Source organism: Streptomyces blastmyceticus (genome assembly GCF_039521185.1).
GTDB classification, from domain to species: domain Bacteria; phylum Actinomycetota; class Actinomycetes; order Streptomycetales; family Streptomycetaceae; genus Streptomyces; species Streptomyces blastmyceticus.
On the sequence record NZ_BAAABW010000001.1, the window covers coordinates 321,915 to 347,875 of the forward strand.

Sequence of the window (25,961 nt, forward strand, 5' to 3'; positions counted from 1 at the left end):
ATAGAGCCGGGTGGTGAACTGGTCACCGCGACTCCGTGTGACGCAGTAGATTCGATCTTGGCCATGACCGGCGGGGGAACCGTTCAGGACCGAGGGGAAACGTGCAGGACCGAGAGGACTCGACCGCCGAGGGGGGCTTAGCGCCATGAGCCAGGACTCCACGACCGTACCGGAGACCACGCGCAAGCTCTCCGGACGCCGCCGCCGGGAGATCGTCGCAGTGCTGCTTTTCAGCGGCGGCCCCATCTTCGAAAGCTCCATTCCGCTCTCAGTGTTCGGGATCGACCGACAGGACGCTGGGGTACCCCGCTACCGATTGCTGGTGTGCGCGGGCGAAGATGTGCCATTGCGAACAACCGGCGGCCTGGAATTGACCGCACCGTACGGCCTGGAGGCGCTCTCCCGGGCCGGCACCGTCGTCGTACCGGCCTGGCGGTCGATCACCCAGCCGCCGCCCACCGCCGCACTCGACGCACTGCGCCGCGCCCATGAAGAGGGTGCCCGCATCGTGGGGCTGTGCACCGGGGCCTTTGTACTGGCCGCCGCGGGCCTGCTCGACGGCAGGCCCGCCACCACCCATTGGATGTACGCGCCCACACTCGCGAAGCGCTATCCGTCGGTCCATGTGGACCCCCGGGAGCTCTTCGTCGACGACGGCGACGTACTGACTTCCGCGGGCACCGCGGCAGGCATCGACCTGTGCCTGCACATCGTCCGTACCGACCACGGCGCCGACGCGGCGGGGGCCCTGGCCCGTCGTCTCGTCGTACCGCCCCGCCGCAGTGGCGGACAGGAGCGCTATCTCGACCGGTCTTTACCGGAGGAGATCGGCGCCGACCCGCTCGCCGAGGTCGTCGCCTGGGCGCTGGAGCACCTCCACGAGCAGTTCGACGTGGAGACGCTGGCGGCCCGCGCCTATATGAGCCGCCGGACCTTCGACCGGCGGTTCCGCTCGCTCACCGGGAGCGCCCCGCTGCAGTGGCTGATCACCCAGCGGGTGCTCCAGGCACAGCGGCTCCTGGAGACCTCGGACTATTCCGTGGACGAGGTCGCCGGGCGCTGCGGCTTCCGCTCGCCCGTGGCCCTGCGGGGTCACTTCCGCAGGCAGCTGGGGTCCTCCCCGGCCGCCTACCGCGCCGCGTACCGGGCGCGCCGGCCACAGAGCCCGGCCGACCGCCCCGAGCGGGGCGAGCGGCCGGACCGCGTGGACCGGCCGGAGCGCTCCGACCGGTTCGACCGGGCGGAGCTGGGCGAGCAGCGGAGCGGGGAGCCGTCGGTGATGGCGATGCGGCGGACGGCCCTGGCCGGCGCCCATGCCGTCTCCGGTGCGATCATGACCACCCCGCCACCACCACATAGTGGACATGGAGGGCATATCGCACAGTCCGCCTCGCACGGCGGTCACGGTGGTGGCCATCTCGGCACCACCGGCGGCCCGGATCCGGGCAAGCCGGAGTCGGACCTCTACACCCCACGCCTGCCCGGCCAGCGGGAACGCCCCGTAGGGTGAGACGCATGAACGATCGCATGGTGTGGATCGACTGCGAGATGACCGGGCTCTCGCTGTCGAACGACGCGCTCATCGAGGTGGCCGCCCTGGTCACCGACTCCGAGCTGAACATCCTCGGCGACGGCGTGGACATCGTCGTCCGCCCGCCCGCCGAGGCCTTGACCACCATGCCCGAGGTGGTCCGCCAGATGCACACGGCCTCCGGGCTGCTCGCGGAGCTGGACAAGGGGACGACGCTCGAGGACGCGGAGCGACAGGTCCTGGCGTACATCCGCGAGCACGTCCCGGAGCCGGGCAAGGCCCCGCTGTGCGGAAACTCGGTCGGTACCGACCGCGGCTTCCTCGCGCGGGACATGCCGGCGCTGGAGGACCACCTGCACTACCGCATCGTCGATGTGTCGTCGGTGAAGGAGCTGGCCCGCCGCTGGTATCCGCGGGCCTACTTCAGCAGCCCCAAGAAGAACGGCAACCACAGGGCACTCGCGGACATCCGCGAGTCGATCGCCGAGCTCCGCTATTACCGCGAGGCGATCTTCGTGCCGCAGCCCGGCCCGGACTCGGACACCGCGAAGGCCATCGCGGCCCGGCACGTGCTGCCCGCTCAGGGACAGTGACGCAGCTCGCTCCCAGGACAAGCACCACCTGGGAGCGAGCACCCCTCAAGACCCTGTACACTTTTTCTCAGCCGGTGGGAAACACACCGGACATGGTGGGTATAGCTCAGCTGGCAGAGCACCTGGTTGTGGTCCAGGATGTCGCGGGTTCAAGTCCCGTTACTCACCCTGATCGAGGGCCCCGATCCGCGAAAGCGGATCGGGGCCCTCGGCGTTTGCGGCTGCTCCCCCGGGGCGTGCGCCTGTAGCCCCTAGGAGTGAGCCGGGGCCCGTGCGGGGAGAGTTCACCGGCCGTCCGTGGGAAGGCTCAGATGTCGCAGTGGCGCGCGCTGCGGCCGGCGGCGCGCCGTGGCATCTGACGGAAGGTCGTGACCGATGGCCCGTGACCCGGTGGAACGCCGCACCCCCCGCGAAGGATCCCGCCCCGGGCAACCGTGAGCACCCCGGTGGGCGGTCCGCGCCGCCCCGGTCCGGCCGGTGTCGCGCTCGCCACCGTCACCGCGCTCGCCGTGGCCCTGCTCGGCAGCTGTGCCAGGGACGACGGGGACACCGGGCCGGCGGGCGGCCGGACCACCGTCACCATCGGCACCTTCGGGGTCTTCGGCTACAAGCAGGCGGGCCTCTACGCGGAGTACGAGCGGCTGCACCCGGACGTCACGATCAAGGAGAGCGTGATCGAACGGAACGACACCTACTACCCCCAGCTGCTGACGCACCTCGCGGCGGGCAGCGGCCTCTCCGACATCCAGGCCGTGGAGGTGGGCAACATCCACGACGTGGCCACCACCCAGGCCGACCGCTTCGAGGACCTCTCCCGGGCCCGGGGCGTCCACAAGGGCGACTGGCTGGACTGGAAGTGGGCCCAGGCCACGGCCGCCGGCGGCAGGACGATCGGCCTCGGCACGGACATCGGGCCCATCGCCGTCTGCTACCGGAAGGATCTCTTCCAGAAGGCCGGGCTGCCCACGGACCGCGAGCACGTCGGCAGGCTCTGGGCCGGTGACTGGCAGAAGTACCTCGACGTCGGCAGGGCGTACCGGAGGCACGCGCCGTCCGGCACGGTCTTCACCGACTCCGCGGCCGGGATCTACAACGCGTCCATCCACGGATACGCCGAGCGCTACTACAACCGGCGCGGCAGGGCCGTCTACCGCAAGAGCCCGGCGGTCAGGGCCTCCTGGCGGCTGGCCGTGCAGGCGGCGCGGGGCGGGCTGACGGCCCGGCTCAAACAGTTCGAGAAGCCCTGGGACCAGGCGTTCGCCAACGGCCGCTTCGCCAGCGTCGCCTGTCCGCCGTGGATGCTCGGCTACATCAAGGAGAAGGCGGGCCCGGCGGGCAAGGACAAGTGGGACGTGGCCGCCGCGCCGCGGCCCGCCAACTGGGGCGGCTCCTTCGTGACCGTGCCCCGGGCGGGCCGGCACCGGGCGGCGGCGGTCGCGCTCGCGGTCTGGCTGACGGCGCCCGAGCAGCAGGCCAAGCTCTTCGACCGGCAGGCGAGCATCCCCTCCACCCCCGCCTCGTACGCGATGCCGCTGGTCCGGGACGCGCGCAATCCCTACTTCGGGGGCGCGCCGACCGGGCGGATCTTCGCGGAGGCGGCCAGGAACATCCCGACCCTGGTGATCGGCCCCAAGGAGCAGCAGATCGGGACGGCCTTCACCGATGTGGCGATCCCCCAGGTCGAGCAGCAGGGCAGGTCGCCGCGGGCGGCCTGGAAGGCGGCGCAGAAGGAAATCGACAACGCGGTGGACGAATGACGGCGACCGCCGAGGCGGCCCGGGACACCCAGGCCCCACCGCCCGAGGGCCCGCGGAAGGAGGGGGGCCTGCCGCGGCCGTGGCGCAGCCGGCTGTGCCGCTGGGACGTCCGCTACAGCCCGTACGCCTTCGTCGCGCCCTTCTTCCTCTTCTTCTCCGCCTTCGGGGTCTTCCCCCTCCTCTATACGGGCTGGGCCTCGCTGCACCGGGTGGAGCTTTCGTCGCCTGACCACATGGAGTGGGCGGGCGCGCACAACTACCTCCGGCTGCTGGACGACGACTTCTTCTGGAACGCGCTGCGCAACACCTTCACCATCGGGGTCCTCTCCACGGTCCCGCAGCTGCTGATGGCCCTGGGCCTGGCCCACCTGCTCCACTTCCGGCTGCGCGCCGCCTCCTTCTGGCGGGTCGCGCTGCTGACCCCGTACGCCACCTCGGTCGCCGCCGCGACGCTCGTCTTCGTGCTGCTCTACGGGCGGGACTACGGGATGGTCAACTGGGCGCTGGGCGCGGCCGGGATCGGTCCTGTCGACTGGCAGAGCGGCCGGTGGTCCTCCCAGCTGGCGGTCTCCTCGATCGTGATCTGGCGGTGGACGGGCTACAACGCACTGATCTACCTGGCCGCGATGCAGGCGGTGCCGGACGAGCTCTACGAATCGGCGGCGCTGGACGGCGCGTCGCGGACGCAGCAGTTCCGCCATGTCACCGTGCCCGCGCTGCGGCCGACGATCCTCTTCACCGTGGTCGTCTCCACGATCGGGGCGACGCAGCTCTTCGGCGAGCCGCTGCTGTTCGGCGGGGCGGGCGGGCAGAAGGGCGGCGCGGCGCACCAGTTCCAGACGCTGGGGCTCTATCTCTACGAACAGGGCTGGTACGACTTCCACCTCGGGCGCGCCTCCGCCGTCGCCTGGACGATGTTCCTGATCCTGCTGTTGATCGGCGCGGTCAATGCCGTGGTCGCGCGACAGCTGGGGAAGACCCGGTGAGGGGCTGATGTGACGATCACTTCGACCGGGCGGGCCGGGCGGCAGCTGCACGGCGGGCCGGTCACCTACGCGGTGCTTGCGCTGTTCACCGCGGGCTCGCTCTTCCCGCTGGTGTGGACGGCGATCGCCGCGTCGCGCGACAACACCCGGCTGGCCCGCACGCCGCCGCCCTTCTGGTTCGGCGGCAGGCTGCTGAAGAACCTCGGGACGGCGTGGGGCGACGCCCACATGGGGCTGGCGCTGTTCAACACCACGCTGGTGGCGGGCACGGTCGCGCTGGGCACGGTGCTGTTCAGCACCGTCGCCGGCTTCGCCTTCGCCAAGCTGCGGTTCCGGTTCAGGGACGCGCTGCTGCTGCTGACGATCGGCACCATGATGATCCCGCCGCAGCTGAGCGTGGTGCCCCTCTTCATGGTCGTCGCCGGGCTGGGCTGGACCGACCAGCTGCAGTCGGTGGTGCTGCCCACCCTGGTCAGCGCCTTCGGGGTGTTCTTCATGCGGCAGTACCTCGTGGAGGCGCTGCCCACCGAGCTGATCGAGGCGGCCCGCGTGGACGGCGCGAACAGCCTGCGGGTGGTGTGGCACATCGTCCTTCCCGTCGCGCGGCCCGCGATGGCCGTGCTCGGGATGCTCTCCTTCGTGCAGGCGTGGAACGACTTCTTCTGGCCGATCATCGCGCTGACCCAGGAGAACCCCACCGTGCAGGTCGCGCTCACCGGGCTCGGCCGCGGTTACGTACCCGATCAGGCGGTGGTGATGGCCGGGGCGCTGCTGGGCACCCTGCCGCTGCTGCTCGCCTTCACCCTCTTCGGCAGACAGATCGTCGGCGGCATCATGCAGGGCGCCGTCAAGGGCTGATGCCCTCGTCATCCTTCCCACCGCCATTCCCCCCACCCGGGAGCGCTTCCATGACCGTGAACTTCCCGCCCGGCTTCCTCTGGGGCGCCGCGACCGCCGCGTACCAGATCGAGGGCGCGGCCCAGGAGGACGGCCGCACCCCGTCCATCTGGGACACCTTCTCCCGCACGCCCGGCCGGACCCTCGGCGGCGACACCGGTGACACGGCCGCCGACCACTACCACCGGCGCGCCGAGGACGTCCGGCTGATGGCCGAACTCGGCCTGGGCGCCTACCGCTTCTCCGTCTCCTGGCCGCGGGTCCAGCCCGGCGGCCGGGGCCCCGCCTGCCGGGCGGGGCTCGACTTCTACCGCGCGCTCGTCGACGACCTCCTCGACCGGGGCATCCGGCCGGTGCTGACCCTCTACCACTGGGACCTGCCGCAGGAGCTGGAGTCGGCGGGCGGCTGGCCCGAGCGCGGCACGGCGCACCGCTTCGCCGACTACGCGCAGCTGGTCGCCGAGGCGCTGGGCGACCGGGTGGAGCTGTGGACGACCCTCAACGAGCCCTGGTGCAGCGCCTTCCTGGGCTACGGCTCGGGGGTGCACGCCCCGGGCCGCACGGACCCCGTGGCCGCCCTGCGCGCCGCCCACCACCTCAACCTGGCCCACGGCCTCGGCGCCCAGGCGCTGCGCGCGGCCCTGCCCTCGCGGGCGCAGGTCTCCGTGACGCTCAACCCGGCGGCGGTCAGGGCCCGCACGGACTCCCCCGCGGACCGGGACGCCCGGCGGCGCGTGGACGCGCTCGCCACCCGTATCTTCACCGAGCCCATGCTCCGGGGCGCATACCCCGCCGACCTGCTCGCCGACACGGCGGGCATCACCGACTGGTCCTTCGTGCACGACGGCGACCCGGGCGTCATCAGGCACCCCCTCGACTCGCTGGGCATCAACTACTACGCACCTACAGTGGTATCAGCCGCCACTGACAACGCCCCGCCCCGCGACGACGGCCAGGGCTCCGCCGGTCACTCCCCCTGGCCGGGCGCCGACCGCGTCGCCTTCCACCGGCCGCCCGGCAAGCGGACGGCGATGGACTGGTCCGTCGACCCCACGGGCCTGCACGAGCTGCTGATGCGCTTCACCCGCGAGTTCCCCGGCCTGCCGCTCATGGTCACCGAGAACGGGGCCGCGTACGACGACAAGCCGGACGGGGACGGCGCGGTGCACGACCCGGAGCGCATCGCGTATCTGCACGCGCACCTCGACGCGGTCCGGCGGGCGCTGGCCGACGGCGCGGACGTGCGCGGCTATTTCCTGTGGTCGCTGATCGACAACTTCGAGTGGGCGTACGGCTACAGCAAGCGCTTCGGCGCGGTGTACGTCGACTACGCGACGCAGGCGCGCACGCCCAAGTCGAGCGCCCACTGGTACTCCCAGGTGGTACGGACGGGTCAACTGCCGCCGTACTGACGGGAGCTACTCGAAGACGGAGGGCGGCGGCGCGGGCGACGGCTTGGCGCTCGCGTCGGTGACGGGGGCCGCCCCGCCCGTGAAGTCGGCCAGGGCGCGGCCGTGTTCGACCCGCCCCTGGTGCGGGTCGGTGGCGGCCCGCCGGGTCAGTTCGGCGATGGGCAGCTCGTGATCGGAGGCCAGCAGCACGGCGTTGCCGAAGCGGCGCCCGCGCAGGACCGCGGGGTCGGCGGTCAGGCACAGCTCGGGGAAGACGGTGCGCACGGTGGCGATCTGTGCCTTGACGTAGGACAGCGGCGGGCCGTCCGCGAGGTTCGCGGCGTAGAAGCCGCCGGGCCGCAGCGCGCGCCGCACCTCGGCGGCGAACTCCGTGCTGGTCAGGTGCGCGGGGGTGCGGGCGCCGCTGAAGACATCGGCGATGATCAGCTCCGCCCAGCCGTCCGGCACCTTGGCCAGGCCCTCGCGGGCGTCGCCGCCCCGCACCCGTATCCGCCAGGAGCCGTCCAGGGGCAGCTCGCGGCGGACGAGCTGGACGAGGGGGGCGTCGATCTCCACGATCTGCTGGGTCGAGCGGGGCCTGGTCGCGGCGACGTAGCGGGCCAGGGTGAAGGCGCCGCCGCCCAGGTGGAGCGCCTGGACCGGCCTGCCCGGCGGGGCCACCAGGTCGGCGATGTGGCCGAGCCGGCGCTGGTAGGCGAATTCGAGATATGTGGGGTCGTCGAGGTCGACGTGGGACTGCGGGGCGGAGTCGATCAGCAGGGTGAACCCGCGGGGGCGGTCGCGGTCGGGCACGAGCTCGGCGCGCCCGCCATCCACGTCCGCGCCGACCGTTTCCACGGTGGCGCGCCCCCGCCCTCCTTGCTTCTTGGTCTTCGCCATCGGACCAGTATCCCCCGGTGCCACCCTGCGGGCTGCCTTGCCGCCTGCGGCGGGGGCGCCCTGCGGGCGCGTCCTCAAACTCCCCCAGCTACCGCTGGGAGGTGCCCCCACGGGCTGAATTTTGCGCACCCCGGGGGTCTGGGGGCGGAGCCCCCAGTTCGCCGACCTAGCGGCAGCGATCCACCGCTTCGATCGTGCGGGCCGCCTCGCCGAGCGCAGCGCGCAGCACGGCGGGATCCGTCGCGTCCGAGAACGCCGCGTCCGGCGCGACCAGCCAGCCCGTCCCGGTGATGGGCGGCGGCTCCGCCGGGTCGGCCTGGAAGCCGCGGCCGTGTGTCTGGGTGCAGGCGCTGCCCGGGACGTCCCAGGCGTCGGCCGTGCCGGGCGGCACCAGGAAGCCGAGGGTGTCGCACTCGCCGTCGTGCAGCACGGGGCCGACGCCGTCGCGCAGCCGCAGGATGTCGACCGCCTCCAGGCCCTGCCGGGCGGGCACGGTGACCAGGTCGCACGGCCCGGCCTCGACGGCCTCCTGCGCCGCGCACGGGGACGGCGACGGGCTGTGGTCCTCACGCGGCTGGTGCAGGGCCGTCGTCCGCGAGCTGCTGATGTCCACTCCGGCCTCCACCAAGGGAAACCCCTCCTCCGCCGTGCCACTCCGCGTCGAGCGCGCTCGTAGGTACAACGCGCGAACCCCGTCAACGGCAACGGCGCCATGCCGTCACAAAGGATGGCACTTCATGGCGGATCGCAGGTGAGATATCCGTTTTGTAGCCAAACACTCGGTAGTGGCCCCCTCGTTGCCGGTACGGTCTTCTCCGCCGAACGGCAGCTCCGCCGCTCCGGCAGCCCAGCGGGCAGCACAAGCCCACGCCCCCGCTCCGTACCGCGTGGGGCGGCAGTCGCCAGGGAGAGGGGCCGGCCATGGCGTCGTCCCACGCGTCCTCGTCACCGCCACCTCGCCCGAACGAGGCGTTCCGGCAGCTGCGGGGAAGCCGGTCGCCGGGCGAGTTCGCGGCGGCCGTACGGCGCGCGGCCCGGGAGATCGGCGAGCAGGTCTCGTGCGACGCGCGCTACGTCGGGCGCGTGGAGTCCGGGGAGATCCGCTGCCCCAACTACGCCTACGAGCGGGTGTTCCGGCACATGTTCCCCGGCAGGGAACCGGTCGACATGGGTTTCGCGCCGCGGAACGTGGTACGCGGCAAGAGGGCGCGCGAAACCGCCGAGGCGCGGCCTCCGGAGCCCGGGGGGACGGTCCGTGACCGCGCCCCCGGGGCTCCCGGCACTCCCTTCGACAGTCACAAGGAGAGCGACGTGTTGCGTCGCGCGTTCATGACCAGCGGCACCGCGGCGATGGCCGCGGTCTCCCTGGGCGCCGTCCCCGGCCCCCGCTCCCCGCGCCGCGCGGGCGAGACCGAGGCCGCCGCCGTCGAACAGGCCGTGCGCCGCATCCGGCTGCTGGACGACCGGCACGGTGCGGACGGCCTCTACCGGCGTGCCGCGCGGCCGCTGCGGGTCGCGTACGAGCTGCTCGACGCGGACACCCGGCGGCAGTCGGTCGCGGACCGGCTGCATACGGGGGCGGGCGAACTGGCGATCTCCGTCGGCTGGCTGGCCCACGACTCGGGCCGCTTCGCGGACGCCCGCTCGCACTACGCGGAGGCGCTCGCCACGGCGCGGGTCGCCGGGGACCCGGCCCTGGAGGCGCACGCCTTCTGCAACACCTCATTCCTCGCGCGCGACGCGGGGCGCCCGCGGGAGGCCGTACGGGCGGCGCAGGCCGCGCAGCGCGCGGGCCGGCGGCTGGCGTCGCCGCGGCTGATGTCCCTGCTGGCCCTGCGTGAGGCGGGCGGCTGGGCCGGGCTCGGGGACCGGGAGGCGTGCGAGGAGGCGCTGGCGCGGGCGCGCACGCTCTTCGGGCGCGGGGCGGCCGCCGCGGATCCGGAGTGGATGTCCTTCTTCGGCGAGGCGGAGCTGGAGGGGCTGGAGGCGCAGTGCTGGTCCGCGCTCGGCGACTGGGCGCGCGCGGCCGAGCACGCGCGGCGCGCGGTCGATCTGCAGAATCCGCACTTCGCCCGCAATATCGCGCTGTTCACCACCCAGCTCGCGAGCGATCTGGCCCACGGCGGCGAGCCGGACGCGGCGGCCGCCGCGGGTGACCGGGCGCTGGACCTGCTGACGGAGATCCACTCGACGCGGATCCGGACCATGCTGGCCGCGACGGCCCGACGGCTGCGCCACCACCCCCGCGAAGCGGAAGGTTTCCTCGCCCGCTACGGGCACGCGGTGGCGAGTGGGGGCTAGCCCACTCGCATCCGCTGCCTCACGCCAAGTGCCCGGTGTCGTTCCAGCGCTCGATCGCCGGGGCGTCGTACGCCCAGCCCAGGATGGACAGCGACGTGGGGTCGAGGCGGATGCGCGCCGCGAAGGACACGTCGAGGCCCAGCCAGCGCGCTCCGATCGTCCGCAGGATGTGCCCGTGCGCGAAGATCAGCACGTCGCGGTCGGCCGAGCGCGCCCACTGGACGACCTCGTCCGCGCGGGCGCCGACCTCCGCGAGGGTCTCGCCCTCCGGGACGCCGTCGCGCCAGATCAGCCAGCCGGGGCGCTGCGCCTTGATCTCGGCCGGGGTCATGCCCTCGTACGCGCCGTAGTCCCACTCCATCAGCGCGTCCCAGTCGGTGGCCCGGTCGCCGAAGCCGGCCAGCTCGCAGGTCTCCTTGGCGCGCACCAGGGGGCTCGTACGGATCTCGACGTCGCGCAGCCCGTCCCAGGGGGCGCGGTGCAGGCGCTCGCCGAGCAGCTTGGCGCCGCGCCTGCCCTCGTCGAGGAGCGGGATGTCCGTGCGGCCGGTGTGCTTCCCGGACAGCGACCACTCCGTCTGTCCGTGCCGGGCCAGCAGGATGCGCGGTGCCATGACGAGGGACCCTTCAGAAGATTTCGGTGATTTTGGCTACAGATACCGGCAGATAATTACAAGCTCTGACAGAAACGATCTGCTCGCTCTCCATCATCGCTCACACCCGTCCCGGGCAACCCTCCAGTGGTTCCCGGCGTCTCCTACCTCGCACTCCGCCCACCCCGGCCGAACAGCGGGCGAACTCGGCGTTTCCGATAAGTCGCGGGGCGGTGTGCGAACGATGCGGCGTACACCGTACGGTGGCATGCGCGCTTGTTGGCCGCCTGAACATATGGAGAGCGTCCGGATGTACCGCACCGCACCACTCGGGAAGCGGCCGCGCTGGTGGACCGAGCTGCCACTGATCGCCGTGGTGTACGCCCTGTACTCGGCGGGCCGCCTGCTGGTCAGGGGCGATGTGCAGTCGGCCGTCGACCACGGGCTGTCGATCCTCGATCTCGAGAAGACCTTCCGAATAAATTTCGAGCACCCGCTCAACCGGCTGTTCACGGACCACCCGGCCCTCGGCATACCCGCCGACTTCGCCTACGCGTCCCTGCACTACATCCTCACCCCCGCGCTCCTGGTCTGGGCCTTCCGCCGCCGCCCGGCCGACTACCGCTTCCTCCGCAGCTGGCTGATGATCTCCACCCTCATCGGCCTCATAGGTTTCACCCTGCTGCCCACCTGCCCGCCCCGGCTGCTGGATCCGTCCGAGGGCTTCGTCGACACCATGCGGATGTACGCCGAGTACGGCTGGTGGGGCGGCGACGCCAGTGCCCCGCGGGGCCTCGGCGGGATGACCAACCAGTACGCCGCCATGCCGAGCCTGCACGTCGGCTGGGCCCTGTGGTGCGGCGTCGTGATGTTCCGCTACGGCCGCACCACCTGGGCGAAGATCGCCGGTGTCGCCTATCCGCTGACCATCGCGCTCGTGGTGATGGGCACCGCCAACCACTACTTCCTGGACGCCGTCGCCGGGACCGCCGTCATGGGCGCCGGTTTCCTGCTGGCCAAGCCGGCGGTGCGGGCCGCCGACCGGATCAGGAACCGTTTCTCCCGGTCGACAGGCAAGGAAACGACCGGTACGCCCGCGAATGTCACTGCCGGATGCGAGACTTCGGCAGGTACAGCGCTTCCCCGGGCCGCGGCCTCCGGCTCCCCGGCCGGAGACGGCTCCCGGGGCGCGCCGGAGAGACTTCGCGAGGCGGACGCCAGTGACCAGATCCCTCGACAGCAGGCCCCCGGCGGGGCCGGGGACAGCCGCGCCGACGGCGCTGCGGCAGCGGCTCGCTGAGCTCCGCGGGCCGGACGTCCCCGCCCGCCCCCTCGACGCCCGCGCCCTGGCGGCCCTGGCCGCCAACCCCGGCTGCCGGCGCCGGATGCTGCTCGACGGCGCCGGGATCGACAAGGGGGCGCTGGCGCGGGCCCTGGGTTCCCCGGCGGCCTTCGGGCAGTCGCAGTTCGCCCTGGTGCGGGGCCATTCCTTCGAGCAGCGGGCCAAGGCCGACGGCGGGGCCGCCCTGATCCGTCTGCTGCACGAGCGGCTGGGTGACGGCTCGCCCCCGCCCGAGCCGGGCTCCGTCGACACCCCCGACCTCTCCGCCGCCGGTCCCGAGGGCCGCACCGCGCGTACGGCGCTTGCCCTGCGCGAGGCCACCGCCGCCGGGCGCTGGGCGCTCCTGGACCACCCCCTGCTGGCCCTGCGCATCGCGGGCACCCCCGCCTATCTGGAGCCGGACGCCGTGGTCGTCCACCCCGACGGGAGCTGGACCGTCGTGGAGATCAAGTCCTTCGCGATGATCGACGGCGCGGCGGACGCCACGAAGGTGGGCGCGGCGGCCCGGCAGGCCGCCGTCTACGTCCTCGCCCTGGAGGAAGTGGCGGCGCGCATGGAGGATCGCCCACGCGTGCACGCGCGCGTGCTGCTCGTCTGCCCCAAGGACTTCTCCAACCTCCCGGCCGCCGAACTCGTCGACGTGCGCAAGCAGCTCGCGACCACCCGGCGGCAGCTCGGCCGGCTGTCCCGCGTCGAGGACATCGCGGCCGCCCTGCCCGAGGGCACCACCTTCGACCTGTGCCTCGCCGAGGACGGCCGCACGGCGACGCGGCCCGCCGGGGAGCTGCTGGCGGCCGTCGAGTGCGTCGAGGCGGCGTACGCCCCGGAGTGCCTGGCCGCGTGCGAGCTGGCGTTCCACTGCCGGGCGCGGGCCCGGGAGGCGGGCGCGGTGGAGTCCCTGGGGCGCGGCCTGCGCGGGGAGCTGGGCGGGCTGACCACGGTCGAGTCGGTGCTGTCCGCCGCCCTGGGCGGGGCGGGCGATCCCGAGGACCCCGCCGTCGCCGCCCTCCGCCGCGCGGCCGCCCTGCGCGCGGAGGCGCTGGCCCTGGCGGGCACGGGCACGGAGGCCGCCGTATGACGCCCCTTCGCACACGCCGCGGCCCCCTCGACGTACGGACGGAGGCCGCATGTCGCTGATCACCTCGCTCGCGCGCATGGAGGCCGTGCGGGACGGCAGGGCCCGGCCCCTGACGACCGTGCGGCACCGGCACCTCGCGGAGCGGCCTCTCGTCCTCGTCCCCCTCACCACGGCCGGTGAGGCGGGCGCCCCGCTGGGGGCGCTGGTGGGCACCGACCGGGATGCCCCCCGGCTGCTGGTGGTGGCGCAGCCGCGCGACAGGGACCTGCGGTTCGCGTTCCTCGCGGAGCTGGCCGACGCGGTGCTGCCCTATGTCGAGGGGTTCGCCGACGCGGTGGAGACGGAGGAGCGCAAGGAGACCGACCCGGAGACCGGCAAGAAGGTGCCGGTCGAGGTCGAGCTGTGCGCGGAGGCGCCGCAGTTGCTGGTGCCGGGCGCGGCCGCGGTGGAGTACGTACGGCTGCTGGGGCGCTCCATGCGGTTCCGGCGCACCGCCGAGCAGGACCCGGAGGCGGCGTATCCCGCGCCCCCGCGCGTGCCGCTGCTCGGCCGCTGGCTGACGCACTTCGGGGAGCGGGCGCGGGTGCCCGGTTCGTCGCTGCTGCTGCCGATGACGCAGCTGCTGAGCAGGCACTGGGCGACGGGGCAGAGCAATCTGGAGGACCAGCACCTGGGCGCGCTGCTCGCCTGGATCGCGCCGCCGCCGGGGTCGACGGGCGCCGAGGCGGCGCTGCGTGCGGAGCTGGAGCGCGACGGTGACGGCCTGCTGCGCTGTCCCCCGGCGGGCCCCGCGACGGACCCGGCCTTCGACAACAAGCGGCTGGCGCCCGCCACGTCCCGCTACGACCGCGCCCGCGCGGAAGCGGCGGAGGCGGCGGCCGCGCTGGAGGCGGCGGGAGGGGCGGGCGCGCCCATGGCCCGCGCCCGGCAGCGGGCCGCCGTGGAGAGCGCCGAGCGGGAGATCCGCGCCCTGCTGGAGTCGCAGCTGCGGCCCACGTGGGACGCCGTGTGGCACGGCGTCGACCTGCTGCGGGAGCTGCGCGCGGGCGAGCGGGTGGCCGACCGGTGGAAGCGGGACCGCTGGTCGTACACCGCGCACCGCGACCGCGTGCGCGCCGGGGAGCCGCCGCAGCCCCGGCGGGACGACGCGGTGACGGCCGCCCGGAAGCTGGCGACGCGGGAGACGGCGCTGGCGCAGCTCGACGCCCAGGAGGCGCTGGACGACCCCTTGGTGATGGCCACGCGGCGGCTGGCCGGGGAGGCGTTCGCGGGCGAGGTCATCGAGGTGGTGATGGCGTACTCGACGGCGAAGGTGCCCCGGCCGCGGCCCCTGGTGACGGTGCGCACGGACGACAGCCCGCTGCTCGCCGAGGGGGCGAAGATCTTCCGGGCGCACGGCGCGACGGCGCAGACCGCGGAGTTCGTCGGCCCGGTGGCGGGCGAGCCCGGCGCGCTGACGGTCCGGCTGACCGGTGGCATGGGCCGGGGCAAGGTCCCCGACGCGGGTTCGGTGCCGGAGAAGGGCGACCGCGTCTGCTGGACCCTCTTCGAGCACTCCCCCCGCGGCGGGCCCGAGCTGCCCGACCCCGAGCGGACGCCCTGGACCCACGGCGGCCCGCCGGGCGAGGCCGTGGAAGCCCCCGATCCGGTGACTCCGGAGGACCACCTGTGAACGTGACGGAGGACCGTCTGTGAACCCGACCGACGCGGCGCCCGCCGTCCCGGCGCCGCGGGCCCGCACCGCCGCCGGATTCGATCCCTCCGCGGCGGCGGCCGCCGCGACCGACGCGATCCTGCGCGACACCCTGCACGGCGCGCACCGCGGCGTCGTCGTCGACTCCCCGCCGGGCGCGGGCAAGTCGACGCTGGTCGTACGGGCCGCGCGGGAGCTGGCGGCCGCGGGCCGCCCGCTGATGATCGTCGCGCAGACCAACGCGCAGGTCGACGACCTGGTGCTGCGGCTGGCCGCGAAGGACCCGGAGCTGCCGGTCGGGCGGCTGCACAGCAGCGAGGCGCAGCCGTACGACACGGCGCTGGACGCGCTCCCGTCGGTGGTGAAGTCGGCGCGGGCGGCCGATCTCGCGGGGCTCGACGTGGTCGTCTCCACGGCCGCGAAGTGGGCGCACACCAAGGTCGCCGAACCCTGGGGGCACGCGATCGTCGACGAGGCGTACCAGATGCGCTCCGACGCGCTGCTGGCGGTGGCCGGGCTCTTCGAGCGGGCGCTGTTCGTCGGCGACCCGGGGCAGTTGGACCCGTTCAGCGTGGTGGGCGCGGAGGGCGCGGCGCAGTGGGCCGGGCTGTCGTACGACCCTTCGGCGAGCGCGGTGTCCACCCTGCTCGCCCACAACCCGGGCCTGCCCCAGCACCGGCTGCCCGTCTCCTGGCGGCTGCCCGCCTCGGCGGCGCCGCTGGTCTCGGCGGCCTTCTATCCGTACACCCCCTTCCGCAGCGGCACGGGCCACGGCGACCGGCGGCTGGCCTTCGGGGTGCGCTCGGACGGCTCGGCGGCGGACCGGGTGCTGGACGAGGCGGCCGAGGCGGGCTGGGGCCTGCTTGAGCTGCCCGCCCGCCGGACGCCGCGCACGGATCCGGAGGCGGTGGGCGCGGTGGCGCACGTCGTCCGGCGGCTGCTGGACCGGGGCGGCGCGGCGACGAGCGAGCTGTCCCCCGACCCGGTGCCGCTGACGGCGGACCGCGTCGCGGTGGGCACGGCCCACCGCGACCAGGCGGCCGCCGTGCGGTCGGCGCTGGCCGGTCTCGGGGTGCGCGGGGTGGCCGTGGACACGGCGAACCGGCTCCAGGGCCGGGAGTTCGACGTGACCGTGGTGCTGCACCCGCTGTCCGGGCGGCCGGACGCGACCGCCTTCCACCTGGAGACGGGCCGGCTGTGCGTGCTGGCCTCGCGCCACCGGCACGCGTGCGTGGTGGTGGGCCGGGCGGGCGTCGACCGGCTGCTGGACGAACATCCGTCGACGGATCCGGTGCGCCTGGGAGTGACGATGAAGTTCCCGGACGGCTGGGAGGCCAATCACGCCGTGTGGGCGCACCTGCTGGAACACCGCGTCGCCTGGCGGCCGTGAGCCCCTCCCCCGTGGGCGCACTTGCGCGGCGCAGGACAATGGATGGCGGTGCAGACGATCCTGGAGGTATGTACATGTGCGAGCCGAAGCCGGCTCCCGGCGCGCGCGACAGTGGGCAGCGCCGCTTGAAGCCCGCGCAGCTGCTCTTCGAGCCGCCCGAGGCCGTCGCCGACCCGGAGCACTTCTTCGACCTCGAATCGATCGAGGACCCGCGTGAGCTGCTGGCTCGCTCCACCGAGCTGGCGCTGGCCTTCCGCGCGGCGGCCGACAGAGCGACCGAGTTCCAGGCGGTGGCCGCGGCCCAGCTCGCCGACCCCGGGCGCTTCGACCGGCTGCCGACCGCGGTGATCGCGGAGCGCGCCGAGTGGAGCGAGGACTACGCGAAGAAGATGGTGGAGTTCGGCCGTGGCCTGCTGCGGGGCAGCAGCACCGTCGACTGACCGGCCCGGCCCGTGGTCCTTCGACCATGGGCCGTTGGCATATGCGCCGCGGAAGATAGCGCACCACCCGCCCCGCTGTCCCGATTTCGGGCAACTACCGCGAGCGGGCGGGGATGTGGCGCAGACCATAGGACATGAGCTCCTGGCCGAACGACCCGCACCCCATCCGCTTCCGGCGCCCGGCGCCCCCGCACACCGCGCCGCGGCGTGCCGCGCACCGGCCCGCAGCCACCCACGTCACGCTCGCGGGGGCCGACTGGCTCGCCTCCGCCGGGTCGGCGCCGCACCAGGTGCACGCCCTGTGGGCGGAGAACCCGGGCGCCCCCATGGTGCTGCCGTGCGGCACGGCGTTCGACGTGGTCGGGCTCCCGGCGCTGTTCGGGCGGAAGGTCCTGGACCGGTTATGGGCGAGCGGCCCCGGCTCCGGGCCGGTCGCCGTCCAGCGCGGCCGCCTGCTGCTCTTCGCCGCCCCCGGCGCCGCCCAGCGGCTGCCCGCGCTGCTCACCTGGGAGGAGTGGGCCCGGGCGATGCCCCCGCTGCTGTGCCACGGCACGGGCGACGCGGTGACCGTCCCCCCGCTCTATCCGCCCGCCGACGACGAGCCCGTGCCCCCGGCCTCGCGCTGGCTGGTCGCCCCCGAGGTGCGCCACCCCTGGCTGCCGGACGCCGAGGTGCTGCTGTGGGCGTGCGTACGGGTCACCCGGGAGACCTCCGGTTCGGACCTCAGGAGTCGCACCGGTCGCACCGACGGGGACGCCGACGCCCCGGCCGGCCGCGTGACCGGCGCTCCCGCGCGCTCTCCCCGCTGAAACATATGGATTTTCGTTCCACCGGATCAGGGTGCTAAAGTCTTCCACGTCAGCAGGCGCCGCTAGCTCAGTTGGTTAGAGCAGCTGACTCTTAATCAGCGGGTCCGGGGTTCGAGTCCCTGGCGGCGCACAGACAGAAGAAGGCCCCTCACCACGGTGAGGGGCCTTCTTCGTGCGCGGAGCGCGCGAGCCGGTCAGCCGTTACTCCCGGGTCACCGCGACCGTCCAGGAGCCGCCCGCCGTCCGGCCCCGTACGGACACCCGCACTCCGTCGGCCTCCGAGCGCAGGGACTCCCCCACGCCGAGCGGCGCGTCCGCGAGCGCGGGGTAGACCGACTCGCCCCAGCACGCCTGGTGCCCGGGGTGGCCGTCGAGCACCTGCACGGGCCCGTTGCCGGAGGCGGTGTCGCTGCGCACCCGGTAGACGAGCACGCCCTCCGAGCAGGTGGCGGCGTCGTTGCCGGAGGCGGAGCGGGCCTCGACGGCGATGGCGCTCGCCGGGCCCGTGCGGATCACGACCATGCGGGTCCGGTTGTCGCCGCCCGGTTTCATCGGGGCCTCCAGCGGCTGGAGGGTGTGCAGGCTGCTGCCGCGCCCCCGGACGCAGGTGACCTGTCGCGAGCCGAGCCAGCCGAGCTTCCACTTGTGCCAGCCGAAGGGGTCGGAGGCCAGCCCGAACTGGCTGCCCATGAGGTCCCAGTCGCCGACGTGGGTGTCCCAGTCGCCCTTGCCGTCCTGGGGCCGGTGGTAGAGGTCGGGCAGGTCCAGGACGTGCCCGGTCTCGTGGGCGAGGACGTTGCGGTCCGGCGGGTGGTGCTCGAAGACGGTGACGACGCGGCGCAGCGTGGTGCCGTCGACCTGGACGGGGTGGTCGAGGTTGACGACCTTGGTCGCGTCGGAGTCGACGCCCGGGGCGTCGGGGTCGGCGACGAAGTAGACGAGGTCGTAGCGGCTGAAGTCGACGTCGCCGTCGGCCACGGCGATGGCGTCCCGCAGGAATTCGGAGCGCTGGTCGCCGTCCCAGTCGCGCTGTATGCGGTACGAGGTGGCGGACCGGGGCATCCGCAGCCACTTCTTCAGCGGGTGGGCCTCCAGCTGGAAGCGCCCGTAGGAGGCCCGCTCGAAGAAGCGGGAGGTGGCGGGGAAGTGGTCGGCCGCGAGCCGCTCGGGGCTGACCTCGGGCTTGGAGTCCGGGAAGGACAGGAAGATCATCACGGCGTCTAGGTGGCCGACGGGCCGGGGGTAGGCCGGGTTCCAGGTGTCGAGCCCCTCGGAGTGGTGGGCCTGGCTGCGCGGGAGCGCGCACGGACCGCCGGGCCCCACGGCGTGCGCCGGTCCGGCGACGACGGTGGTGGCGATCGCACACAGGGCGGTGAGGACGGCCCCGGCACGGCGCAGCCGTGGCCGGTCCACCCCCATGGGTGTCTGCGGACGCACCACGTCGACCTCCCGGGACAGATTCGGGACACCTCATCCAGCCTCATTGGATTTGTGGTGATATGCCCGTTTCTGTTACCCCGGTCGAGTGACTAAGCCGACTTCTGGGTACATCACACTCAGTCACTGACGGTCAATCGAGATGGCGCGACACCACCAGCTCAGCCAGGAGCGCGCACGGTCGATCAGGAAGGGACAAAGGGGAGAAGGCGCCTCGGACCCCGAGGGCAGGGCCGCTGGAACGGGCCCCTTGCGCGCTCTATGATCGCCACATTTCCAGCACGGATTCCCCCGGACAGGCGGCCGCCAGCCGTGTGTCCGGACACACGTACGAGATCCATGAGACCCATACGAAACCAGTGCGGAACGAATGCCATGCGGGAGCGAGCGGTGAGCGGAACCCTCGACGGCCAGGGCGGCGCGCCCGGTTCAACGCCTACAGTCGTCACGCAATGTAATGAATCCAGTGATTTTCGTGCCGCCTTCAATGCCGCGCAGCTCGCCATGGCCGTGGTGGGCCGCGACGGTCTGGTGCGTACCGCCAACCACGCGCTCGGCGAACTGCTGGGCACCGACCCGGCCCGGCTCGCCGACGCGCCGGCCGCCGACTTCACCGGGCTGCGCGAGGACTCGCGCACCTGGAGCGCGTACCGCGAGGTGCTGCTCGGCCGCCGCGACCGGCTGCACTGCACCCGCAGGCTGCGGCCGCGGGGCGGGCAGGGGATGTGGGCCGAGGTGATCGTCACGCCGCTGCCCGACAGCTGCGACACCCTGCTGTCGGTCGCCGACATCAGCGACCGGCGCGACCTGCGGGCCCGGCTGCGGCACCTGAGAATGCACGACCCGGTGACCCGGCTGCCCAACCGGAGCCTGTTCTTCGAGCGGCTGACGACGGCGCTCACCACGGGGGCGGTCGCACACGGCGGGCGCGGCCGGATCGGGCTGTGCTATCTCGACATCGACGGCTTCAAGGCCATCAACGACACCCTCGGCCACCGGGCCGGCGACCGGCTGCTGGGCGCGGTGGCGAAGCGGCTCATGGAGTGCGCGGCGCCCGGCGGCCACCTGGTGGCCCGGCTCGGCGGCGACGAGTTCGCCCTGCTGGTGGAGGAGTCCGCGGGCACGGAACAGCTCATCGCCCTCGCCGCGGCCGTACAGGCCAAGCTGCAGCGGCCGTTCGAAGTGGCCGGGCAGCGGCTGGCGGTGTCGGCGAGCATCGGGGTCGTCGAGCGCCCGGCGGCCGGGACGCACGCCACGGAGCTGATGCAGGCCGCGGACACCACGCTCTACTGGGCCAAGGCCGACGGCAAGGCCCGCTGGACCCTCTTCGACCCCGAGCGCAACGCCCACCGGATGACCCGTCAGGCCCTCTCCAGCACCTTGCGCCCGGCGGTCGAGAGGGACGAGTTCGTGCTCCAGTACCAGCCGCTGGTGGGGCTGGGCGACGGGGTCGTGCGCGGGGTGGAGGCGCTGGTGCGGTGGCGCCATCCGCAGTTCGGGATGCTCGCGCCGAATCGGTTCATCGGGCTGGCCGAGGAGACGGGCGCCATCGTCCCGCTCGGCCGCTGGGTGCTCGCGACCGCCTGCCGCCAGGCGCGCCGCTGGCAGCTGGAGCACCCCGGGGTGCCGCTCGTCGTCAGCGTCAATGTGGCCGTGCGGCAGGTCTGGGACTCCGACCTGGTCGCGGACGTGGCGGCGATCCTCGCCGAGACGGGACTGCCGCCGCGCCTGCTCCAGCTGGAGCTCACGGAGTCCGCCGTGATGGGCTCGGCAGGCCGGCCGCTGCAACAGCTGCACCAGCTCAGCGACATGGGGGTGGCCATCGCCATCGACGACTTCGGCACGGGCTACTCCAACCTCGCCTACCTCAGCCGGCTGCCGGTCTCCACGCTCAAGCTCGACGGCTCCTTCGTCCACGGCTTCCGCTCGGGGGAGCCGCCGAACCCGGCCGACGAGACGATCGTCGAGGCCCTGGTCCAGCTGGCGCACCGGCTGGGCATCAAGGTGACGGCGGAGTGCGTGGAGAGCGCGGAGCAGGCGGAGCGGCTGGGCCGCATCGGGTGCGACACGGGACAGGGCTGGTTCTACTCCCGCCCCGTCCCGGCGGACTCGATCTCGGCGCTCCTCGGCACGGGCCCCGCGGTCCCCGGACGGGCCGGGTTCGTCTGCGGATCGGCGTGAAAGCCCCGCGGGCCGGCGTGAGACCGCCCATGGCGGCCCCACGCCCGTCCAGTGGAACGAGGGCTACTTCCCGGGCAGTCCGAACGTGTCCGCGATCAGGTCGAAGCTGCGCAGCCGCTCCCGTGCGCCGTGCGCGTTGGAGGTGATCATCAGCTCGTCCACGCCCGTCCGCTTCACCAGGCCCCGCAGCCCCTCGGCCACCTCGTCCGGCGTCCCGTACACCACGTTCGCCAGCCAGCTGTCGACGAACTCCGCCTCGCCCGCGCGGTAGTCGTACGTCTCCGTCTCCTCCGGCGTCGGGATCAGGCCGGGCCGTCCCGTGCGCAGCCGCAGCATCGACAGCGCCCCGGTGCGCACCTGGCGGCGGGCGTCGGCCGCGTCCTCCGCGGCGAACGCCTGCACGCCGATCTTGGCGTACGGCCGGTCGAGGATCGCGGACGGCCGGAAGGACTCCCGGTAGAGGTCGAGGGCCGGGACGGTGTTGGCCGAGGAGAAGTGGTGCGCGAAGGAGAACGGCAGGCCGAGCACACCGGCGAGCCGCGCGCTGAAGCCGGAGGAGCCGAGCAGCCAGATCGAGGGGCGGTCGGCCCGCTGCACCCCGCCGGGCACCCGGCCCTGGACGGGTCCTGGCACGGCGTGGATGCGGGAGTAGGGGTGCCCGTCGGGGAAGTCGTCGTCCAGGAAGCGGGTCAGCTCGGAGAGCTGCTGCGGGAAGTCGTCCGCGTCCTCCCGGAGCCGGTCCGCGCGGCGCAGCGCGGCGGCGGTCGCGCCGTCCGTGCCGGGCGCGCGCCCGAGCCCGAGGTCGATACGGCCCGGGGCGAAGGCCTCCAGGGTGCCGAACTGCTCGGCTATGACCAGCGGCGCGTGGTTGGGCAGCATCACGCCGCCCGAGCCGAGGCGGATGCGGTCGGTGTGGGCGGCGATGTGGGCCAGGACGACGGCCGGGGAGGAGCTGGCGATGCCGGGCATGGAGTGGTGCTCGGCGACCCAGAAGCGGTGGAAGCCCCGCCGCTCGGCGAGCCGCGCCAGCTCGACGGTGGTGCCGAGCGCCTGCGCGGCGGTCCGCCCACTGCCGACGGTCGCCAGATCCAGTACGGACAGAGGGACGGGCGCGCTGCCCTCTGCCGTGCCCCGGATGAAGTCACCGTCCTGTACGTCGGCCACGGTGGTCCGCCTTCCTGATCGCCTGCGGCACTCCCGTGCCGCGCTCCGGTCGTCTCGCTTTCGCCGGGGGCAACCGGAGAAGCTCTCCGCTTATTCCCGGGAAGGCCGCCTTCCCGATCTTCCTCGGGCTCTCCCCGCACCCACATGACAAGCGCATATGCCAGTGCGCCGCGCCCCAGGACAGCGCCTTGCGGGTTGGCCTCAGTGTGGTCAACCCCCTCTCTTTATGGCCCTTTTCGTGGTTATCGTGAGAGCGGGAACTCGACGGAAGCCCGCTAGGGGGAAACCGTGGCGCTCAAACCCGAGCCGACCGCACCGCTGCACTCGGCGCAGTACGCCCTGCGCGTGCTGGAAGCGGTCGCGAGGCGCCCCAGCGGTGTGACCGAATCCCGCATCGCGCGCGAGACCGCCCTGCCCACGGCCCACCTCGCCCGGCTGCTGCCGATGCTCCGCCGCGAGGGCTATCTGGAGCGGCTGGCCGACGGGGCGTACGTCGTCGGGGACTCCCTCGCCCTGCTGGGCTCCGGCAACGACCGCACCCACGCCCTGCGGCACCGGCTCCGGCAGTCGCTGTCGGAGCTGCGCGACTCCGTCGGCGCGGCCATTTACCTCAGCCGCTACATCGACGGCGAGGTGCGGATCACGGAGTGCGCGGACGGCCCGGGGACCCCCAAGGTCCACGAGTGGGTCGACTTCCGCTCCGCCGCCCACGCCAGCGCCGTCGGGAAGTGCCTGCTCACCCAGCTCGACCACGACGACCGCCGCGATCACCTCGCGCGCCACAAGACGGCCCGGCTCACCTCCCGGACGATCACCGACGAGAAGGCCCTCTTCCGCCGGCTCGACGCCCAGCCCGCGACCGTCCCCGTCCTCGACCTCCAGGAGTACGCGGTGGGCACGGTCTGCGCGGCCGTGCCGATCACGGCGGGGCGCTCGGTCGGCTGCCTGGCCCTCTCGCTCCCGCTGTCCGACGCCCACCGGCTACGGCACGCCGCCGACACCCTGAACCGGCGCGCGACGCCGGTGCTGCTGTCGATGGCCCTCTGATCCCGCCTTTCCGGGCCCGGACGGCGGGCGGTCGAGAGCACCCGTTCGGACCAGGTATATTTATCTCTGTCAGCAGGCGCCGCTAGCTCAGTTGGTTAGAGCAGCTGACTCTTAATCAGCGGGTCCGGGGTTCGAGTCCCTGGCGGCGCACAGACAGAAGAAGGCCCCTCACCACGGTGAGGGGCCTTCTTCGTGCGCGGAGCGCGCGAGCGGCGGGCCCGTAGCATGGAGGGCCCACCCGCCCGTACGAGAAGCTCCCGCGGGCGGAGCCCGTACGCGCGCGAGCGACAGGAAGGAGCAGTACGTGCCGCAGCACCGCCGTCCATCGGCCGCCGCCGTGCTCCTGCTCCTCCTCGCGGTCGTCTTCTGCCCGTCCCTCGCCGGGGCGGGCCCCTTCGCGTCCGGGCCCGGCAAGGGCGCCGCGGCCTCGAAGGTGTCGGCGGCCGCCGTCCAGTCGCCCGCTTCCGGCGCGGGGGCCGAGGCCAGGCCGCACGCGGTCGACGCCTTCGGCACGGGCGGCACCTGCAAGCAGCAGGACGCGCCCCTCAGCGGCACCCAGGCCGCCGTCGCCCACGCGCACAACGACCCGCTCACCGGCCCCGGCGCCACCCGGACCGCCCTGCCCGAGGGGCACGCGCCCCGGCCGGGCGCCCCCCGCGCACCGCCCGTACCGGTCGCCGGCTGCGCCGAGCTGCTCCCCGTCCTGCGGATCTAGACCGCCCGCCCACGGCCCGCGCACCGGGCCGTGCCCCGGCATGTCCTGATTTCCGTACGCCCCAGGGAGCACTCCCCATGTCCGCACGTCTCACCTCACCCTCCCGCCGGATCGCCGCGATCGGCGCAGTCGTCGCCCTCGTGGTCGCGCTCGTCGCCACGGGCATCGCGATCGGCAAGAACACCGGCGGCTCCGGCAAGCGCGAACCCGCCGCCGGAGCCTCCGGGAACGACGCCGGGAACACCGGCCCTTCCGCCGCCGAGCGGCAGAAGGCCTACGCACAGCTGGAGAAGGCCAGCGTCCGCCGCACGGGCGACGACCCGCTGGCCGTCGGCAAGGCCGACGCGCCCGTCGTGCTCGTGGAGTACGCCGACTACCAGTGCTCGTACTGCGGGAAGTTCACCCGCGACAGCCAGCCCGAGCTGATCAAGAAGTATGTGGACGAGGGCACGCTGCGCATCGAGTTCCGCAACTTCCCGATCTTCGGCAAGGACTCCGAGCGGGCCGCCCGCGCGTCCTGGGCCGCCGGGCAGCAGGGCCGGTTCTGGCAGTTCCACGACGAGATCTATGCCAAGACCCGCAAGGGCGACGCGCTCGCCGAGGACAAGCTCGTCGGCATGGCCAAGGACAGCGGCGTCGGCGACCTCGACAGGTTCCGCGCCGACCTGAACGGCTCGGCCTCCGAGGCCGCGGTCAAGAAGGACCAGGAGGAGGGGTACTCCATCGGCGTGCAGTCCACCCCGACCTTCCTCGTCAACGGGCAGCCGATCGCCGGCGCCCAGCCCATGAGCGCCTTCGACGAGGCCATCGTGCAGGCCAAGGCGGCGAAGAAGAGCGAGAAGTGACCGACATCGGCTATCTCGCCGCCTTCCTCGGCGGCACCCTCGCCCTGGTCAGCCCGTGCAGCGCGCTGCTGCTCCCGGCGTTCTTCGCCTACTCCCTCGCGAGCCCCGGCCGGCTGCTCGCCCGTACCGGCGTCTTCTACCTCGGGCTCGCGACGACCCTCGTCCCCCTCGGTGCCGCGTCCACCGCCGCCAGCCGCCTCTTCAACGGCCACCGCGACGCGCTGATCGGCGTCGGCGGCTGGCTGGTGATCGCGATGGGCGCCGCGCAGATCCTCGGCCTGGGCTTCGCCTCGAAGCGGGCGCAGGCCGCGGCCGGGCGGATCACCCCCCGGTCGGCGGCCTCGACGTTCCTGCTGGGCTGCGTGTACGGGCTGGCCGGGTTCTGCGCCGGGCCGATCCTCGGCGCGGTGCTGACCCTGACCGCCACGACCGGCAACCCGGCGTACGGGGCGTCGATGCTCGCCGTCTACGCCCTGGGCATGGCCCTGCCGCTGTTCGTGCTGGCCCTGTTCTGGGACCGCTTCCAGCTGGGCGGCCGCGGCTGGCTGCGCGGCCGCGAGCTGCGGGTGGGCAGGCTGCGGCTGCACACCACCTCCCTCGTCTCGGGCCTGTTCTTCATCGGCATCGGCGTGCTCTTCCTCGCCTACGACGGCACGACGGGCCTGCCGGGCGCCCTGGACGCCGACCAGGAGTTCCGCCTGGAGGAACTCGCGTCGCGGGTGGGCAACGCGGTGCCGGACTACGCGCTGCTGGCGGTGGTCGCGCTGGTGGTGGCGGGCGTACTCGCCCGGATCGCCCTGCGCCCGGAGAAGCAGCCGGAGAAGCAGCCGGAGAAGTCCGGGCAGAGCTGACGTGGACTGCCGGACGGGCCG

At 73.5% G+C, this 25,961-nt stretch carries 23 protein-coding genes and 3 tRNA genes; 21 read left to right on the forward strand and 5 right to left on the reverse strand.

The features are described from left to right. The first annotated feature begins 145 nt into the window (after nucleotides 1-145). From ABD269_RS01410 to ABD269_RS01440, 7 genes are all read left to right on the forward strand, one after another. On the forward strand, nucleotides 146-1,510 hold the full coding sequence (locus tag ABD269_RS01410; RefSeq protein WP_301887274.1) for a helix-turn-helix domain-containing protein: 1,365 nt from the start codon (nucleotides 146-148) through the stop codon (nucleotides 1,508-1,510). 5 nt (nucleotides 1,511-1,515) lie between these two features. Beyond that, nucleotides 1,516-2,124, forward strand: coding sequence for an oligoribonuclease (orn, locus tag ABD269_RS01415; RefSeq protein WP_116211952.1), 609 nt, complete (start codon nucleotides 1,516-1,518; stop codon nucleotides 2,122-2,124). 95 nt (nucleotides 2,125-2,219) lie between these two features. After that, nucleotides 2,220-2,292: transfer RNA gene (locus tag ABD269_RS01420), tRNA-His, on the forward strand. Between the two features lie 266 nt (nucleotides 2,293-2,558). Next, nucleotides 2,559-3,881, forward strand: a complete 1,323-nt coding sequence (locus ABD269_RS01425) for an ABC transporter substrate-binding protein (RefSeq protein ID WP_344115183.1) — start codon at nucleotides 2,559-2,561, stop codon at nucleotides 3,879-3,881. Then, entirely contained in the window at nucleotides 3,878-4,867 is a 990-nt protein-coding gene (locus ABD269_RS01430; RefSeq protein WP_344115185.1) for a carbohydrate ABC transporter permease, read from the forward strand. Before ABD269_RS01425 ends, ABD269_RS01430 begins: the two co-directional genes overlap by 4 nt. Before the next feature lie 9 nt (nucleotides 4,868-4,876). Continuing rightward, entirely contained in the window at nucleotides 4,877-5,725 is an 849-nt protein-coding gene (locus tag ABD269_RS01435; protein WP_301887271.1) for a carbohydrate ABC transporter permease, read from the forward strand. A 50-nt stretch (nucleotides 5,726-5,775) separates the two neighbouring features. Next, nucleotides 5,776-7,176 (forward strand): GH1 family beta-glucosidase, encoded by a 1,401-nt coding sequence (locus ABD269_RS01440; protein ID WP_344115190.1) that lies wholly within the window; start codon nucleotides 5,776-5,778, stop codon nucleotides 7,174-7,176. A gap of 6 nt (nucleotides 7,177-7,182) precedes the next feature. Here the strand turns inward: ABD269_RS01440 and ABD269_RS01445 are convergent, their stop codons facing one another. After that, entirely contained in the window at nucleotides 7,183-8,055 is an 873-nt protein-coding gene (locus ABD269_RS01445; protein WP_344115192.1) for a spermidine synthase, read from the reverse strand. 166 nt (nucleotides 8,056-8,221) lie between these two features. After that, the gene (locus ABD269_RS01450; RefSeq protein WP_344115194.1) at nucleotides 8,222-8,668 is read right to left on the reverse strand and encodes a hypothetical protein; all 447 of its coding nucleotides are present in this window, start codon (nucleotides 8,666-8,668) and stop codon (nucleotides 8,222-8,224) included. Nucleotides 8,669-8,976: 308 nt separating this feature from the next. On the opposite strand from ABD269_RS01450, the gene ABD269_RS01455 reads away from it, so the two are divergent. Beyond that, nucleotides 8,977-10,356, forward strand: a complete 1,380-nt coding sequence (locus ABD269_RS01455) for an NsdA family TPR-like regulatory protein (RefSeq protein ID WP_344115196.1) — start codon at nucleotides 8,977-8,979, stop codon at nucleotides 10,354-10,356. A 19-nt stretch (nucleotides 10,357-10,375) separates the two neighbouring features. Here ABD269_RS01455 and ABD269_RS01460 read toward each other — a convergent pair whose 3' ends face one another. Next, nucleotides 10,376-10,969, reverse strand: coding sequence for a histidine phosphatase family protein (locus ABD269_RS01460; protein WP_301887267.1), 594 nt, complete (start codon nucleotides 10,967-10,969; stop codon nucleotides 10,376-10,378). Between the two features lie 289 nt (nucleotides 10,970-11,258). Here ABD269_RS01460 and ABD269_RS01465 point away from each other — a divergent pair, with 289 nt between their 5' ends. The 7 genes from ABD269_RS01465 to ABD269_RS01495 all read left to right on the forward strand — a co-directional run bounded on the left by ABD269_RS01465 (nucleotide 11,259) and on the right by ABD269_RS01495 (nucleotide 17,830). Then, nucleotides 11,259-12,248: a phosphatase PAP2 family protein gene (locus ABD269_RS01465; protein WP_344115199.1), complete on the forward strand. Its 990-nt coding sequence runs from the start codon at nucleotides 11,259-11,261 to the stop codon at nucleotides 12,246-12,248. Beyond that, complete coding sequence (locus ABD269_RS01470) at nucleotides 12,169-13,368, forward strand: hypothetical protein (protein WP_344115201.1); 1,200 nt, start codon at nucleotides 12,169-12,171, stop codon at nucleotides 13,366-13,368. Before ABD269_RS01465 ends, ABD269_RS01470 begins: the two co-directional genes overlap by 80 nt. Before the next feature lie 49 nt (nucleotides 13,369-13,417). Further along, on the forward strand, nucleotides 13,418-15,040 hold the full coding sequence (locus ABD269_RS01475; protein WP_344115203.1) for a hypothetical protein: 1,623 nt from the start codon (nucleotides 13,418-13,420) through the stop codon (nucleotides 15,038-15,040). A gap of 19 nt (nucleotides 15,041-15,059) precedes the next feature. After that, on the forward strand, nucleotides 15,060-16,451 hold the full coding sequence (locus tag ABD269_RS01480; protein ID WP_344115205.1) for an AAA domain-containing protein: 1,392 nt from the start codon (nucleotides 15,060-15,062) through the stop codon (nucleotides 16,449-16,451). A 74-nt stretch (nucleotides 16,452-16,525) separates the two neighbouring features. Beyond that, the gene (locus ABD269_RS01485) at nucleotides 16,526-16,891 is read left to right on the forward strand and encodes a hypothetical protein (protein ID WP_301887262.1); all 366 of its coding nucleotides are present in this window, start codon (nucleotides 16,526-16,528) and stop codon (nucleotides 16,889-16,891) included. Between the two features lie 134 nt (nucleotides 16,892-17,025). Continuing rightward, nucleotides 17,026-17,700 (forward strand): bifunctional DNA primase/polymerase, encoded by a 675-nt coding sequence (locus ABD269_RS01490; RefSeq protein ID WP_344115209.1) that lies wholly within the window; start codon nucleotides 17,026-17,028, stop codon nucleotides 17,698-17,700. 56 nt (nucleotides 17,701-17,756) lie between these two features. Next, nucleotides 17,757-17,830 (forward strand) — tRNA-Lys (locus ABD269_RS01495). 71 nt (nucleotides 17,831-17,901) lie between these two features. Here ABD269_RS01495 and ABD269_RS01500 read toward each other — a convergent pair. After that, nucleotides 17,902-19,119, reverse strand: a complete 1,218-nt coding sequence (locus ABD269_RS01500) for a M6 family metalloprotease domain-containing protein (RefSeq protein ID WP_301894473.1) — start codon at nucleotides 19,117-19,119, stop codon at nucleotides 17,902-17,904. Nucleotides 19,120-19,512: 393 nt separating this feature from the next. On the opposite strand from ABD269_RS01500, the gene ABD269_RS01505 reads away from it, so the two are divergent. Continuing rightward, nucleotides 19,513-21,318: a putative bifunctional diguanylate cyclase/phosphodiesterase gene (locus tag ABD269_RS01505; protein ID WP_344115211.1), complete on the forward strand. Its 1,806-nt coding sequence runs from the start codon at nucleotides 19,513-19,515 to the stop codon at nucleotides 21,316-21,318. 63 nt (nucleotides 21,319-21,381) lie between these two features. Here ABD269_RS01505 and ABD269_RS01510 read toward each other — a convergent pair whose 3' ends face one another. Continuing rightward, a complete protein-coding gene (locus ABD269_RS01510) occupies nucleotides 21,382-22,482 on the reverse strand; it encodes an LLM class flavin-dependent oxidoreductase (RefSeq protein WP_344115213.1) in 1,101 nt (366 codons plus the stop codon). A gap of 288 nt (nucleotides 22,483-22,770) precedes the next feature. Here ABD269_RS01510 and ABD269_RS01515 point away from each other — a divergent pair, with 288 nt between their 5' ends. From ABD269_RS01515 to ABD269_RS01535, 5 genes are all read left to right on the forward strand, one after another. Then, a complete protein-coding gene (locus tag ABD269_RS01515) occupies nucleotides 22,771-23,529 on the forward strand; it encodes an IclR family transcriptional regulator (protein WP_344115216.1) in 759 nt (252 codons plus the stop codon). Between the two features lie 76 nt (nucleotides 23,530-23,605). After that, a tRNA-Lys gene (locus ABD269_RS01520) sits at nucleotides 23,606-23,679 on the forward strand. A 154-nt stretch (nucleotides 23,680-23,833) separates the two neighbouring features. Further along, a complete protein-coding gene (locus tag ABD269_RS01525; RefSeq protein WP_344115218.1) occupies nucleotides 23,834-24,244 on the forward strand; it encodes a hypothetical protein in 411 nt (136 codons plus the stop codon). 77 nt (nucleotides 24,245-24,321) lie between these two features. Then, the gene (locus tag ABD269_RS01530) at nucleotides 24,322-25,089 is read left to right on the forward strand and encodes a DsbA family protein (RefSeq protein WP_344115220.1); all 768 of its coding nucleotides are present in this window, start codon (nucleotides 24,322-24,324) and stop codon (nucleotides 25,087-25,089) included. Continuing rightward, the gene (locus tag ABD269_RS01535) at nucleotides 25,086-25,940 is read left to right on the forward strand and encodes a cytochrome c biogenesis CcdA family protein (RefSeq protein WP_344115222.1); all 855 of its coding nucleotides are present in this window, start codon (nucleotides 25,086-25,088) and stop codon (nucleotides 25,938-25,940) included. The genes ABD269_RS01530 and ABD269_RS01535 overlap by 4 nt, the downstream gene beginning before the upstream one ends. The last annotated feature ends 21 nt before the right edge of the window (nucleotides 25,941-25,961 follow it).

Coding starts and splice junctions, on each gene's coding strand:
- ABD269_RS01410 (WP_301887274.1), top strand. CDS start 146: ATGAGCCAGGACTCCACGACCGTACCGGAGACCACGCGCAAGCTCTCC.
- orn (WP_116211952.1), top strand. CDS start 1,516: ATGAACGATCGCATGGTGTGGATCGACTGCGAGATGACCGGGCTCTCG.
- ABD269_RS01430 (WP_344115185.1), top strand. CDS start 3,878: ATGACGGCGACCGCCGAGGCGGCCCGGGACACCCAGGCCCCACCGCCC.
- ABD269_RS01440 (WP_344115190.1), top strand. CDS start 5,776: ATGACCGTGAACTTCCCGCCCGGCTTCCTCTGGGGCGCCGCGACCGCC.
- ABD269_RS01445 (WP_344115192.1), bottom strand. CDS start 8,055: ATGGCGAAGACCAAGAAGCAAGGAGGGCGGGGGCGCGCCACCGTGGAA.
- ABD269_RS01455 (WP_344115196.1), top strand. CDS start 8,977: ATGGCGTCGTCCCACGCGTCCTCGTCACCGCCACCTCGCCCGAACGAG.
- ABD269_RS01460 (WP_301887267.1), bottom strand. CDS start 10,969: ATGGCACCGCGCATCCTGCTGGCCCGGCACGGACAGACGGAGTGGTCG.
- ABD269_RS01465 (WP_344115199.1), top strand. CDS start 11,259: ATGTACCGCACCGCACCACTCGGGAAGCGGCCGCGCTGGTGGACCGAG.
- ABD269_RS01475 (WP_344115203.1), top strand. CDS start 13,418: ATGTCGCTGATCACCTCGCTCGCGCGCATGGAGGCCGTGCGGGACGGC.
- ABD269_RS01485 (WP_301887262.1), top strand. CDS start 16,526: ATGTGCGAGCCGAAGCCGGCTCCCGGCGCGCGCGACAGTGGGCAGCGC.
- ABD269_RS01490 (WP_344115209.1), top strand. CDS start 17,026: ATGAGCTCCTGGCCGAACGACCCGCACCCCATCCGCTTCCGGCGCCCG.
- ABD269_RS01500 (WP_301894473.1), bottom strand. CDS start 19,119: ATGGGGGTGGACCGGCCACGGCTGCGCCGTGCCGGGGCCGTCCTCACC.
- ABD269_RS01505 (WP_344115211.1), top strand. CDS start 19,513: ATGCGGGAGCGAGCGGTGAGCGGAACCCTCGACGGCCAGGGCGGCGCG.
- ABD269_RS01530 (WP_344115220.1), top strand. CDS start 24,322: ATGTCCGCACGTCTCACCTCACCCTCCCGCCGGATCGCCGCGATCGGC.